Origin of the sequence: Arthrobacter sp. K5, assembly GCF_040448525.1 — a bacterium.
In the GTDB taxonomy this organism is placed as follows: domain Bacteria; phylum Actinomycetota; class Actinomycetes; order Actinomycetales; family Micrococcaceae; genus Arthrobacter; species Arthrobacter globiformis.
This window is the reverse complement of record NZ_CP159279.1, coordinates 4,358,360-4,371,104: the sequence shown is the minus strand read 5'-3', so window position 1 is coordinate 4,371,104 and position 12,745 is coordinate 4,358,360. Positions and strand designations below refer to the sequence as shown.

Sequence of the window (12,745 nt, the reverse complement as noted above, 5' to 3'; positions counted from 1 at the left end):
AAAAACGGACGACGGCGGCACCGCCTACCTATTGCCCTCACCAAAGCGGCGGGCCGGGGCAACGAGCGGCACTTAGACCGCAGTCACTGCTTGGTGTAACTGACCAGTTTCTGCTCCTGACGGCCCAGCTTCTCGATGCTGATCTCCATGCGGTCGCCTTCACGCAAGTAAGGGAACTTGCCGGAAAGCGCGACCCCCTGCGGGGTCCCGGTGTTGATGATGTCGCCGGGTTCCAGGACCAGGTACTGGGAGAGGTGCCAGATGATGTAGGCCACGGAGAAGATCATGTCCGAGGTGTTCGAGTCCTGCCTCGTTTCCCCGTTCACGGCGGACCGCAGCCGCAGCTGCTGCGGATCCCCCACCTCGTCGGCGGGAACCAGCGCCGGCCCCAGGGGGTTGAACGTCGGGCAGCACTTGCCCTTGGACCACTGCCCGCCTGAGTGTTCCACCTGGAATGCGCGTTCGGATACATCGTTGCTGACCGCATAGCCGGCAACGTAGTCCAATGCTTCCTCGGGCGACTCGAGGTAGGACGCGCGCTTGCCGATGACAACGGCCAGCTCCACCTCCCAGTCCACCCTTTTGGCTCCGGGCGGTATCACCACGTGGTCAAAGGCACCGACCACGGTGTTGGGGTGCTTGAAGAAGAGGATCGGGACCGACGGCGGTGCGTCACCGGATTCTGCGGCATGGGCTGCGTAGTTCTGGCCGATGCACAGCACCGCCCCGGGCCGGGCAACTGGTGCGCCGATCCGCAGTGATGCCGCATCCTCAACTTCCGGCAAGCCGGCCTTGACTGCCTCACGTACCTTGGCGATGCCATCATTGGCGAGAAAGCCGCCGTCGATATCCGCGGTGATCCCCCGCAGATCGAAGTATTTCTCGCCTTCCTTGGCTACCGGCAGTTCCTGCCCGGGTTCGCCCAAGCGCATCAATTCCATTGTTCGTTTCCTTGTTGTTAGTAATGAGGGGTTGTCAGTGCGTGTACGGGCGAAGCTTCTCCAGCGCCGGGTTCAGTTCGACGCCGAACCCCGGGGTTTCGGGGACCTTGAGCTTGCCGTTCACCGGAACGGGCTCGCCCAGAAGCATCGGCGAGAACATGGGGACGATTTCCTCAGCGGTAGGGTGCATCATCAGGAACTCGGCGAAGGGGCTGTTGGTCCGTGTGACCACGAAATGGTACGAGTACACGGACGAACCGTGGGGAACCACCAGTGCGCCGTTGGCGTCGGCCATCGCCGAGATCTTCGTGAGTTCGGTGATTCCGCCGCACCAGCCGACGTCAGGCTGGATGATGTCGGCGCAGTCCATGTCCAGGAGCAGCTTGAATCCCCAGCGCGTCGCTTCGTGTTCGCCTGTGGTCACCAGCATCTTGGGCGGGACCTGCTTCTTGAGCTTCGCGTAGCCCCAGTAGTCATCCGGGGGAAGAGCTTCTTCAATCCACTTCAGGCCGTACTCCGCCGCGCCGTGCGCCAGCCGGGTGGCGTAGTCAAGATCGAGGGACATCCAGCAGTCGAGCATGAGCCAGAAGTCCTCGCCAACCTTCTCCCGCATGTCCCTGATCATTTCCAGGTTTTTGCGGAGGCCTTCCTCCCCCTCGGCCGGCCCGTGGTGCAGCGGCATCTTGCCGCCGATGAACCCCAGCTTCTTGGCGATGTCCGGGCGTGCGCCGGTGGCGTACATGGTCAGTTCGTCGCGGACCGGCCCGCCCAGCAGAGCGTAGACGGGCTCCTGCCGGATCTTTCCCAGCAAGTCGTACAGCGCCAGGTCCACAGCGCTGATGGCGTTGAGCACCACACCCTTGCGGCCGTAGAAGAGCGTGGATCGGTACATCTGGTCCCAAATTTTTTCGATGTCGGTCACCCTGGCGCCCTCGACAAAACGGGCGAGGTGCTTCTCCACGATAAAAGCGCCCAGCTCCCCAGCCGTGGTGACGGCGAAACCGACAGTGCCGTCGTCGGCCTCAATCTCGACGACGAGGGTGCCGAGGACGTTCAGTCCGAAGCTCTGGCGGGACTGGCGGTATTCCGGGTACACGGACATGGGCGTGGCGATGTGGTCGTCGATCCAGTGCCCGGCGTCCTGGTCGTGGTAGTCGGCGCCGCCGCCGCGAAGGGTATAGGCACGGACGTGGCGGATGCGGTTTTCGATGCTCACTAATTGTTCCTTGCTGAGTCGAGGCGGACGAGGACTTTGCCGGCGGTGCCGTCGGCCGAGGCAAGCCCGGCAAAGGCAGCATCGGCGTCGTCCATGGACACTTCACGGCTGATGAGTTCGGCCAGGACGGGCGATCCCTGGTCCACCCAGGCGGCGGCATCACGGAAGTCCTGGTTGTTGTAGCAAAAGCTGCCCACGATCTCACGTTCCTCGGTGGAGACGCGGTAAGCGTTGAAGGCCAGTTCGGGCGAGCCCATGCCCACCAGGGAAACTACCCCGCCAAACTTCGTGGCTTCCAGGGCGCCGGCGATGGTGGGCTTAATGCCGACAGCATCCACTGTGGTGTCGGACAAGGTTCCGAAGGCGGCCCGGACCTGCTCGTCCAACGGTCCCGCAGCAGGGTCGAGGGCCTGCGCGCCCAAGCGCTGGCAGAGGGCGCGGCGGGCCGGGTCCATCTCCGAGACGAGGACCTGCCCCGCCCCTTCCTGGATCGCGGCAAGGATGACGGACTGGCCGATGGGCCCGCCTCCGATCACCAGGACCTTTTGGCCGGCGCCGATCCGGGCACGCCGGACGGCGTGGAAGGCAACGGCCAGGGGCTCGATCAGCGCGCCGTAGACGATCGGCGTTTCGGCGGACAGTGCCACGACGTTCTGAGCGGGCACCGAGACCTGCTCGGCGAAGGCCGACACGATGGACGGGTTCACGCCGATCACGGTTCGTTCGGGGCAGTGCTGCTGCTGGCCGGCGTCGCAGGCTTCGCAGGCGTTGCAGCTGATGAGCGGGTTGAAGGTGACCGGCTGGCCAACGGCCAGGCCGTAGGCATCTGCCCCGGCGCCGAGGGCGGCTATGCGTCCCACCGTTTCGTGCCCCATGACCTGCCCGGGAACGCGCCGCCCGTTCTCGCCCGTGTAGCCGTGAATGTCCGATCCGCAGATGCCGGTGGCGACGACGTCGATCAGGACATCGCCAGGGCCAACCATAGGTTCATCCCGGTCCACGACCACCAGCTGGTGGAAGTCTTTCAGTTCAAGGGCCTTCATCAGTGCACTTTCTCTTCGGTGAGCTGCGTATGCGGCGTGGTGTCAACGATCTTGCTGATCCGGTGGCTGTTGTAGAGCAGGACGGCACCGAGCAGTGCAGTGAAGGCGAGCAGGAAGAGTCCCGCCTTCGGACCGAAGGAGGATTCGGCCCAGGTCTTCGCGATGGGGGCCACGAAACCGCCAAGGCTTCCAATGGAGTTGATCAGTGCGATGCCGCCTGCAGCGGCAGCGCCGGCCAGCATCGCCGTGGGCAGCGTCCAGAATACCGGCTGCACGCTGATGAATCCGGCAGCGCCCAGGGACAGTGCCGCCAGCCCCATCAGCGGGTTGTCGGTGAGCGCCGAGGCGAAAATGCCGACGGCGGCGGCCGTGAGGGAGGCAGCTGCCACGAGGCGGCGGCGTCCGGTCCGGTCGGCCAAGCGGCTGAGCAGGAACGTGGCAACCATCGCGATGCCCCAGGGCACTGCCGTCATGAGGCCGACGCCGAGCCCCACCTTGCTGCCGACAAGGGCGGCAATCTGGGTGGGCAGGTAGAAGGTGACGCCGTAGACGCTCATCTGGATGGTGAAGTAGATGACGCAGAAGTAGAGGACCTTCGGGTTGGCCAGGGCCCGCAGGGCACCCTTCGGAGAGTGGTCCGCCTTGCCTTGTTCCTCCGCGCTCAAGGCGGCAATCAGTGTTGCCCGCTCGCTCTCGTTCAGCCACTTGGCATCGGCCGGGCCGTTGTCCAGGTAGGAGAATGCCCAGATACCGATGGCGACGGTGAGGGCGCCGGTGACCACGAACATGAGCTGCCAGCCCTGGAGACCGCCCAGTCCATCGAGGTCGAGAAGAAGGCCTGAAAGCGGTCCGCCGAAGATGAACGCCAGTGGTGCGCCGAAGTAGAAGAGGCCGTTGACGCCTCCGCGGAACTGGGCGGGAATCCAGTAGGTCAGGTACAGGATCACCCCGGGGAAGAAGCCGGCTTCTGTGATGCCGAGCAACACCCGGAGGATGTAGAAGGACCATTCATTCTGAGCAAACATCATGAGTGCCGAGACGATGCCCCAACTGATCATGATCCTGGCCAACCAGATCTTGGCGCCGAGCCGGCGCATCAAGATGTTGCTGGGGACCTCAAGGGCCGCGTAGCCGAGGAAGAAGATGCCGGCGCCCAGCGCGTACGCAGCGTCCGACAGGCCCGTGTCGGCCTGGAAGGCCGCCTTGGCGAACCCGAGGTTGGAACGGTCAAGGAACGCCAGGATGTACATCAGCAGCAGGACCGGAATCAGCCGCCGGGTAACTCGTCGAATGATCGGGGCCAGCGCTTCGCTGGTGGGAGCCTGTTTTGACAAAGTAACTCCTCATTGAGTTCATGAGCGTGAATTGAAGTTCAAGAATGTGAACACGATGAGTATGGCACAGGTCACCACAAGCAGCAACAGTTACCTGTTGCTTTGGGTGACGGGGGTTCTAAGAGCCAGTTCGAGAGGCGCGCGAAAGCGACGCCGGCAGGGCAATTCCGGGCTCCCGGACGCCCAGGAGGGCGCGGATTTCTTGCGCTGCCGCCGCGAGCGGCCGCAGGATGCTTCCGGGCCATTCCTCGTCCGTCCGCGCGGCCGGCATCGTGACCGAAAGCGCCGCATTCATTCCCCCGCCGGACTCGCTGGTCAATGGAACGGCTACGCACCGGCAGCCATCCAGGTATTCTTCATCATCCAGGGCGAATCCATTGGCTTTCGCGTCGGCAACCAGCTCCGCCAAGGCCTTAACGTCCGTGACGGTCTTGGCCGTCAGGCGCGGCAACGCCACAGAGCTGAGCCGCTGCTGCGCGTCCTCGGGTTCGAGCATGCTCAGCAGTGCCTTCCCGATTCCCGTCGCGTGAGCCAGAAGTCGCATTCCGACGGAGGAGCCGAGCCTCATTCCGCTCGATGACTGGCTGATCGCAATGTAGACGTTCTCCACGCCATCAAGGAGTGCCAGCTGTACGGTCTCACCCAGTGAGCTGGAAAGCTGGTCCATCACCGGCTTCGCGACGTTGGCCAGGGTCTGGTGTCCCGTGTACATCTGCCCCACCTGCCAGGCCCTCAGCCCGAGCGAGTACTGCCGGTTCGCTGCATTGTGGTCCAGCCAGCCCGCGAAGCACAGAGTACTCAGCAGCCCGTGTGCGCTGGACCGGGGCAGACGAAGGGCCTCAAGGATCTCCGTGAAGCTGGCTGACCCCTTGCCCGCCACAAACTCCACTACCGCAAGGGCCCGGTCCGCCGACTTCACTGTCGGGTTCGTCCGGTCTTCATTCATGTCTGCTCCCGAGGTTGATCCAGCCCCCTTAGCGTGCGCAGAGAACCGGGCTGTTCGCATACATGAATTGTAGGCCCGGCCCCGGACAGGCGCGAAAGCACCTGCCGTAGCGCCGTGCCCGCAAGAGCCGAACGAGTAGGTGTTCACGCACCGGCCGCCCCTGGGCCCACCACTCCTGCCGGGCTATGCCTCCAAGTGGAATTCCACGCGGTACTTCATAAACCGGATATTCTGCGCGATGGATAGTGCCCGGCGGATCCGCAGGTCATCTTCCTGGGCGATGATGACGCCTTCGACGCTCTGTCCGGGTTCGAGCAGGGCATCCTGCACGTATCCCATGTAGCGCTGAATCTGCCCGACGACGGCGTCGCTGGCACGCGCACGCTTAAGCTCGACGACGAGTAGCCTGGTCCGGTCCTTGCTAATGGCGAGGATGTCCATGGGGCCAGTGTCGGTGGGGTACTGCTGGCCTTTGACCTGGCCTTCCTCCTCGTAGATGTCGTATTCCTGGCCCAGGGCTGTGCTGCGCCAATTGTGGACCAGGAAGTCTTCGAGCTGCTTTTCCATCTGGAAGGCGAGCTGGTCCTCGATCTGTGAGGAAATCGCCTCGACGGCGGGTTGGAACGGGTCAGCCAACTGGGTGAGGGTGGCGAGCTCAGCGGTATGCGCGGCCAGCTGGAACACTGTCATCAGTGAGCCAGCGGAGGACGCAAGGGTCGGGCTCATGTCGTCCCTACTCAAGGAGCCCTTCCAGTCAACGCGGCGCCGGTGGGGCAGGTTGGTGCCAGCATGGTACTCGTAACCGCCAGTGACAACGCCGTACTGGTAAGTCCGGTCCGGTTTCGGTGCCAGAACCAGGTCGCCCTCACTGATCCCTTCGCAGGCGGCCCACAGATTCCCCATGGCCAGACCTGCCGCGATACGTGACTTCTCTGGGTACATCTCCAAGTAGATGCTGTTCATTGCTCCACGGAATACTTCGGCTCCGCCGCCCAGGTGAGGCCGGATGTCGTAGTCGTCGATGAAGTCGACTCCAAGGTAGCCTGCCTCGATCATGGTCTCTGCGTACTGCCCGCCTCTGCCCTGCCGGACTACCCACGTTGTCGTCATTATTCTCCTGGTCGGCTGCCCTATGCAGGCGGTTGGTTGTCCCTTGAACTTATCCCAGGATGGAGCGGCCGTTGACGCGTGCTTCCCCTACTAGAAAGCAGAGGATGGAAAAACTCATGAGTCCCCCAGTTTCGATTGTTCAACATCGGCTCCTATGTCCGATGCTGAAGTGAGGCCGGCGACCTCGTCGCGTGCATGGCGGAAACGCTGTGGCCGGATGATGAAGACCGCTAAGAGCTTTTTGTGGGCGGAGACGGACCCCAGCCGCAGCAGGCGCTAAGTGGCTTTTGAATTGGGTGGAACGCCCCCATTTCTTGCTGGTGACTTGCTGGAATCCGCTGCTTTGTTCGAATCCAGCATCATCCTGAAGCGGTCAACGTCAGTTATCAGGTGCTTGTTGGTTTGCTTGAGCATGGCGACCGCATCTGCTCTTATCCCTGTCCTCTTTGAGTAGCACCTTGGAAGGCCAACCATCGCCGCAGTGCTCACGTCACTGATGCTCTGCGCAATCTCGCTCGCGTATGGTTCCTTCCGCGCCAACGCATCCGTATAAGCCGATACAAGCCGCCCGAGCTTCAATGGCCACTGTAGAACCAACTCGGCAAGGGGTTCAGCTTCGTGACTAGACATCCACAGCCTGGTGATGGCCGCCCTCATCGGAACCATATATGGACTGGGGTCAAAGGGTTTGCCGGCCTCAACCCGCACGTGAACGGCCCATTCCAGTTCTTCAATTGCAGCCACAAGATCAGCGACAGCAGCAATTTCGACGGTCCGCTCAACGCCCCGTCGCTGTTGAGCATTAGTAAGCCGAACCACTACGAGAGCCACCGCACCACCAAGCACTGCGGCAACGAACGCACCAATTGCCCCGTTCCATACGGCGATCCACGTGCCGCATGAAACCCCCAGTGCGTCACCACAAACAATATCCATCCCCGGATCATATAAGCAGCGTGAGTCCACCGGGACGGCAATTGGCCAGCAGCGTCTCCGGCAGGCGCGGCCTTATCTGGCGCCTGTACCGCCGCCTTCCAAGACGGCGGCGCAGGGAGTCAGTTAGGTTCAGGGCGCGCCCTAGCTGGAACGCAGCATGTTCCACAGGATCAGATCGTGGGCATGCTTCGCTTTATCGTCGCCCCGGAAGTCCGCCTCCTTGATGCTTGCCAGATAGCCCCTTGGCAGCCCCGGGCACCTCTTGCCGACGAAACCCCCGACCCTCATTGGTGTGGCTAAAGCGTCCACCTAGGCGAGGGCGGGCACCTGGCCGTCTCCCGCCGTCGTGCTTTCCGCTCCACCAAACGCCAGCAGCGTCTCCACCAAATGCGGCGCGAAGTCTCCCTCCAGCGACAGCACCACCCGGCACCGCGCCCCAAGCTGCTCCGGGTAATCCATGTACAGCCCTCGCAGGTCGCAGACAGTCTGACCTCGGCTCGGCCCTGAGGTGGTGTCGACGTCGACGTGGACCACCGGCGCAACCGCAGCGGTCACGGCCCCCACGGCGAGTGCCGCAGCCAGCGGGTCGTGCATGGCGGAGCAGGCGCGGCCGAAGATGCCCTCGTAGAACCGGAAGTAGTAGCCCAGCATCTCCCCCAGCGCCCGCGGCACGGGACCGGAAGAGGCGAGCAGCTCCTGCCGGTGGTTCTCCTCCAGCACGTTGGTCATGGTCACGTCCAGCGGCACCAGCGTCACGTTCCAACCGGCGGACAGCACCAGGGCGGCGGCCTCGGGGTCGTTGGCGATGTTCGCCTCCGCCACGGGCGTGAGGTTCCCCGGAGCGAGGGCCGCGCCGCCCATGATGGTGATTTCGGCAACCAACTGAGGCAAGGAAGGCTCCAGCCGCAGCGCTTCGGCGATGTTGCTGAGCGGTCCGATGGCCAGGACCCGCAGCGTGCCAGGGTGCTCGTGCGCGAGCCGCACCAGCATCTCCGCCGCCGTCTCGGACACGAGGTCAACAGAGGAAGTCGAAAGCTCAACCTCCCCAATGCCGTTCTCGCCGTGCACCCACGGCGCTCCCCCGCCGAAGGAGCCGGCGAGGGGGTCGTGCGCGCCGAGGGCGACGGGGATGTGCGCGTGCCCGGCGAGCTCCAGCAGGTCCAGGGTGTTGCGGGCGCCGACGGCGGCACTGACGTTGCCGCTGACGGCGCCGATCCCCTGCACGTCCGCCTGCGGGGAGGCGAGCAGGTAGGCCAGGGCGAGGGCGTCGTCGATGCCGGTATCGCAGTCGAGGTAGAACGGGAAGCTGGTCATGGGTGGTTCTTCTTTCGGTTGCTGCTGAAGGTCTAGTGGGTTTCGCCCTTGGGGGCGGGGACGAAGAGGCTGACGATGAACGCGGCGGCGGTGATGCCCACCGAGATCCAGAGGGCGGTGGCGTACCCGGCGGACGTCGCCTGCGCAGCGAACGGCGCAACAACTACGACGCCGAGACTTGCCCCGATGCCGAAGGAGGCGCCGTTGATGCTGGGCAGAGAAGCTGGCGCTTCCTTGGGCGAGAGTAGGACGGAGAGTCCGTTGATTGCTGTGAGGAAGAGGCCGTTGTAGAAGATGCCCAGAGCCGCGACGGCGATGATCACCGCCACCTGGTTGCCGGAGAACGTGGCAGCAGCGATGGCACACGCCAGGCTCAGGGCGGTGCCGGTGCGGAGGGTTTTGATCCAGCCGCGGCGCCCGGCGAGCCAGCCGGCCAGCGGGGCGGCGAAGACGCCGATCAGGGCGGCCGGGGTGAGGAACAGCAGGGCGGAGAGGGACGGGCTGAGCCCGAAGCCGGAGCGGTCGTCCTGGCTGAGCAGCACCACGGTGAAGTTCATGACGGCGAAGATTCCGGCGAGGGTCAGGACGGTGGTGGCGATGACGGGCCAGACCTGGCGGGAGCGCAGGTGGTGGACGGCGATGAGCGGGTGGCTGCGCCTTTTCTCGATGATCCAGAAGGCGGCGAAGGACGCAATGGTGCCTGCGAGCAGGGCCAGGGTGCCCGGGGCGGTCCAGCCGGCGGCCGATCCGCCGGAGACGAAGTAGGTGATGAACACCAGGAACACCGAGAGCGAGCCCGCTCCCCACCAGTCCATGGCGCCGCGGACGTGCTGCGGCCGTCCCTTCGGGACGGTCTTGAGGATGCAGGCGGCCGCGACGGCGGTGAGCACTAGGACGACGGCGAAGATGGACCGGAAGCCGAGGGTCTCGGACATCAGGCCGCCGACGTAGCCGTCCACTCCCCCGATACCGCCGTTGATGGCGGCGATGATGCCCACGGAGGTGCCGAAGACGCGGGGATGCAGGTTCTCGCTGAGCACGATGTAGGAGAGCGCGAAGACGGCGCTGGACACGCCCTGCAGGAACCGGCCGGCGATGAGCAGTGGGAGGGTGGGGGCGGCGATACAGAGGACGGTGCCGGCGCCCATGATGGCCAGCACCAGCAGGAGCGCTGTGCGGCGGCCGATGAAGTCGCTCCACCGTCCGATCACCGGTCCGGCGATGGCGCCGGCCAGGAAGAACATGGACTGCACGGGGGCTGCGGCGTCTGCGGCCTGGCCGAAGCTGGCGGCGATCTGCGGCAGCGCGGGAGTGACCATGCTGGCGTTGAGCTGGAAGGACAGCACGCCGAGCAGCAGGGTGGTGATCAGCAGGGCGGCCGGGCGGCCGCTGAGTTTGGTCTGGTGCACGTCTTCATTGTCGACGGCGGCTGGCGGCGAGGCGGTGCCGCTGGCTGGTGTGTTCACATCAAACTCCTTTGTTCTGCAGGCTGGCCCTGCCGTTGGGATGTGAGTTGTTATACAACCATGTATGACGAACAAGTTCAACCTGCCGTACACTGTTTCCTAATTCAGCCGCCCCAGGCCCGACCTGATAGGACTTCCCCATGAGCACTCGACTTCCTGCCGTCACCGTCGTCGGCAGCATCAACCTGGACATCATCGCCACGACGGACCGGCTTCCCACCGCCGGCGAGACCATCGGCAGCGGCATCCTGCAGCAGCAGCCCGGCGGCAAAGGAGCCAACCAGGCCGTGGCCGCCGCGTGGCTCGGCGGGAGCGCCCGGATGATCGGCGCGGTGGGCGACGACGCCCAGGGCCGCATGATGCTCGAATCCCTTGCCGCTGTCGGCGTGGACACCTCTGACGTGGCAGTGCTCGACGGCGACGCGACGGGCACCGCGCTGATCGTGGTGGACCGCGACGGCGAGAACCAGATCGTGGTGTGCCCCGGGGCGAATGCCGCGTTTTCCCTGGAGGGCGTGGAGTTCTCTGCCGACGAGACTGTGCTGTGCCAGCTCGAGGTCGGCCTGCCCGTGGTCATGGAGGCGGCCCGGCGTGCGTCCGGATTCTTTGTTCTGAACGCGGCTCCGGCGATGGACCTGCCAGCCGAGCTGCTGGAGCGGTGCGACCTGGTGATCGTCAACGAGACCGAGTACGAACTGATCCCGGCACTGGCGGAGGCGAAGCTTATCGCGGTGACGTACGGGAAGGACGGCTCAGCGATGTTCGAGCACGGCCGGAAGGTGGCCGAGGCTCAGGCTGCTGCGGTGACGGTGGCGAACACGATTGGCGCTGGGGATGCTTTTTGCGCGGCGCTGGTGCTGGCGCTGCGGGCGGGCCTTTCCTACGCGCAGGCGCTGGCGGTTGCGAATGCCGTGGGGGCGGATGCTGTGTGTGATCCTTCGTCGCAGCCCGCGCTGGCTCCGCTGGAGGCGTACCTTGCGGGGACTGCCTGCCCAGCGGGCCCTCAAGGGTGAGCATCATCCGTTTACATGCCTGGTGCGCCGGCCAATTACCAGGAGCTCCCACCAGTCTCGTCATGACTGTGTAGGCATCGCTCGGCAACTTGGGTCCTCGCTCGCCCCTTAGCGCCTTGGCCCAGCGTGGTCAGATTCATGTGTCCGGCCTGGTTTACGATGTCGAGGGCGAGGTTGCGGACTTCGTCCAAAAGTTCGGCTTCTACGGCACCTGCCCGGACCAGCCTTCAACTGCTTCGAAGCGGGTGATGCGGTTGCCAGGTCCTCGGTCTTCGAGGTGGTTGACGCCGGCAGCAATGGATCGGATAAATATGTCCTGCTGCGGTCTGGTAGACACGGTGATCTGCAGGGCGTAGTCGGCTATTAGTCCGAGCTGCGACGACGCGGACTGGACAAGATGAACAGCATGGGCCGGGAATACCTCGGCGTCCATCACATGCACGTCCCCTGGATCACAGTTCGGTTCGGGGCGTGCTGCTACTGCGACTCCGAGACAGCCATCGTCGTGGACTTCTATAACCACGGTGTTGGGGACCCTGTGCTCGTCAGGTCCCGCAGACCGCCATCGCCGCAAGCGGGGTCGAGGATTCAAACTGGCCTCCTCAAGTCCTTGGACTCCCATCAGTGGCACGCAGAAGGGATTAGTGTGCATAACCGAGGCAATGATTTCCCTTACGACCTCTCGGCTAAAACGGCCGGCGGAGGCAGGCCTGAGACGTTCTGGCCTGGCCGCGGCGACAAACCATACGCGGCCGTCCCCTGGGATGCCGCGAAGAACCTGGTCTGTCACGTCTTCCAAAGACTTGTCCCTCAGGCGCCTATCGTCAAACCGAAGTTCGGTAATGACTTTCGATCTCGCGCTCGGACATGTAGACGGTGCCGGCGCCTTCCCGTCGTGGCGCACGAAATGATCCATTCATAATGATCAAATGCGGCGTGTCCGCGCTTGCCTGCGCGTTGAGAAGAATCACCTCCACTCCGTCTTCCTGTATTAAAGCGAACTCCAGGCCGTGGACTGGTGGATGGATGCTGTTGAAAGCCCAAGTCCGAAGCGTCCGTTGCCTGCTGTCGTCCCATGAGGAAGCACCGACGATAGTTCTTGCGGCGGAAGTGCTCCTGTCCTCCTCGACGCCGAACACAATGGTGCCGCCCCCGCTATTGGCCATTGCGGCCACATCCTTGGTGAATTCATCTCGCGTCTCTTCGCTGTTCCCGTGAGGCAGTTCCCGCTTCCAATCCAAGTCGGAGCGTTCACGCACCTCATCGGATACGGCTTGCTGGATCATCGTGTAGCTCGGGGGCGTCGGCTCCAGCCCGAGGGCACGATGGAGGGCAGTGAAGTTCGTGGCTCGATTCTGGCACAGCATCCTAACGAAATAGGCCTGCCATCCCCATGACTCGTCTCGGTAACTGGGCCAACGGGACA

At 64.1% G+C, this 12,745-nt stretch carries 12 protein-coding genes; 1 reads left to right on the top strand and 11 read right to left on the bottom strand.

Going from position 1 to position 12,745, the window contains the following annotated elements:
• Positions 1-83 precede the first annotated feature (83 nt).
• The 9 genes from ABRP34_RS19925 to ABRP34_RS19885 all read right to left on the bottom strand — a co-directional run bounded on the left by ABRP34_RS19925 (position 84) and on the right by ABRP34_RS19885 (position 10,249).
• Positions 84-941, bottom strand: a complete 858-nt coding sequence (locus ABRP34_RS19925) for a fumarylacetoacetate hydrolase family protein (RefSeq protein WP_353711502.1) — start codon at positions 939-941, stop codon at positions 84-86.
• A gap of 34 nt (positions 942-975) precedes the next feature.
• Positions 976-2,157 (bottom strand): L-rhamnonate dehydratase, encoded by a 1,182-nt coding sequence (gene rhmD, locus ABRP34_RS19920; protein ID WP_353711501.1) that lies wholly within the window; start codon positions 2,155-2,157, stop codon positions 976-978.
• The gene (locus tag ABRP34_RS19915) at positions 2,157-3,200 is read right to left on the bottom strand and encodes an alcohol dehydrogenase catalytic domain-containing protein (protein ID WP_353711500.1); all 1,044 of its coding nucleotides are present in this window, start codon (positions 3,198-3,200) and stop codon (positions 2,157-2,159) included. Before ABRP34_RS19915 ends, rhmD begins: the two co-directional genes overlap by 1 nt.
• Positions 3,200-4,534, bottom strand: coding sequence for an MFS transporter (locus ABRP34_RS19910; RefSeq protein ID WP_353711499.1), 1,335 nt, complete (start codon positions 4,532-4,534; stop codon positions 3,200-3,202). Before ABRP34_RS19910 ends, ABRP34_RS19915 begins: the two co-directional genes overlap by 1 nt.
• Positions 4,535-4,652: 118 nt before the next feature.
• Positions 4,653-5,480 (bottom strand): IclR family transcriptional regulator, encoded by an 828-nt coding sequence (locus ABRP34_RS19905; protein WP_353711498.1) that lies wholly within the window; start codon positions 5,478-5,480, stop codon positions 4,653-4,655.
• Positions 5,481-5,663: 183 nt separating this feature from the next.
• The gene (locus tag ABRP34_RS19900) at positions 5,664-6,590 is read right to left on the bottom strand and encodes an endonuclease NucS domain-containing protein (RefSeq protein ID WP_353711497.1); all 927 of its coding nucleotides are present in this window, start codon (positions 6,588-6,590) and stop codon (positions 5,664-5,666) included.
• A gap of 276 nt (positions 6,591-6,866) precedes the next feature.
• Positions 6,867-7,526 carry a hypothetical protein gene (locus ABRP34_RS19895; RefSeq protein ID WP_353711496.1) on the bottom strand — a complete coding sequence of 220 codons (660 nt, stop codon included), beginning with the start codon at positions 7,524-7,526 and terminating at the stop codon, positions 6,867-6,869.
• A 309-nt stretch (positions 7,527-7,835) separates the two neighbouring features.
• Entirely contained in the window at positions 7,836-8,840 is a 1,005-nt protein-coding gene (locus tag ABRP34_RS19890; protein WP_353711495.1) for a nucleoside hydrolase, read from the bottom strand.
• Positions 8,841-8,872: 32 nt separating this feature from the next.
• Positions 8,873-10,249 (bottom strand): MFS transporter, encoded by a 1,377-nt coding sequence (locus tag ABRP34_RS19885; protein ID WP_353713418.1) that lies wholly within the window; start codon positions 10,247-10,249, stop codon positions 8,873-8,875.
• A 197-nt stretch (positions 10,250-10,446) separates the two neighbouring features.
• Here ABRP34_RS19885 and ABRP34_RS19880 point away from each other — a divergent pair, with 197 nt between their 5' ends.
• Complete coding sequence (locus tag ABRP34_RS19880) at positions 10,447-11,319, top strand: ribokinase (protein ID WP_353711494.1); 873 nt, start codon at positions 10,447-10,449, stop codon at positions 11,317-11,319.
• A 202-nt stretch (positions 11,320-11,521) separates the two neighbouring features.
• Here the strand turns inward: ABRP34_RS19880 and ABRP34_RS19875 are convergent, their stop codons facing one another.
• Complete coding sequence (locus ABRP34_RS19875; protein ID WP_353711493.1) at positions 11,522-11,752, bottom strand: hypothetical protein; 231 nt, start codon at positions 11,750-11,752, stop codon at positions 11,522-11,524.
• Positions 11,753-12,143: 391 nt separating this feature from the next.
• On the bottom strand, positions 12,144-12,605 hold the full coding sequence (locus ABRP34_RS19870) for an ATP-binding protein (protein WP_353711492.1): 462 nt from the start codon (positions 12,603-12,605) through the stop codon (positions 12,144-12,146).
• Positions 12,606-12,745 lie beyond the last annotated feature (140 nt).

Coding starts and splice junctions, on each gene's coding strand:
- ABRP34_RS19870 (WP_353711492.1), bottom strand. CDS start 12,605: ATGATCCAGCAAGCCGTATCCGATGAGGTGCGTGAACGCTCCGACTTG.
- ABRP34_RS19915 (WP_353711500.1), bottom strand. CDS start 3,200: ATGAAGGCCCTTGAACTGAAAGACTTCCACCAGCTGGTGGTCGTGGAC.
- ABRP34_RS19925 (WP_353711502.1), bottom strand. CDS start 941: ATGGAATTGATGCGCTTGGGCGAACCCGGGCAGGAACTGCCGGTAGCC.
- ABRP34_RS19905 (WP_353711498.1), bottom strand. CDS start 5,480: ATGAATGAAGACCGGACGAACCCGACAGTGAAGTCGGCGGACCGGGCC.
- ABRP34_RS19900 (WP_353711497.1), bottom strand. CDS start 6,590: ATGACGACAACGTGGGTAGTCCGGCAGGGCAGAGGCGGGCAGTACGCA.
- ABRP34_RS19875 (WP_353711493.1), bottom strand. CDS start 11,752: ATGGACGCCGAGGTATTCCCGGCCCATGCTGTTCATCTTGTCCAGTCC.
- ABRP34_RS19895 (WP_353711496.1), bottom strand. CDS start 7,526: ATGGATATTGTTTGTGGTGACGCACTGGGGGTTTCATGCGGCACGTGG.
- ABRP34_RS19880 (WP_353711494.1), top strand. CDS start 10,447: ATGAGCACTCGACTTCCTGCCGTCACCGTCGTCGGCAGCATCAACCTG.
- ABRP34_RS19890 (WP_353711495.1), bottom strand. CDS start 8,840: ATGACCAGCTTCCCGTTCTACCTCGACTGCGATACCGGCATCGACGAC.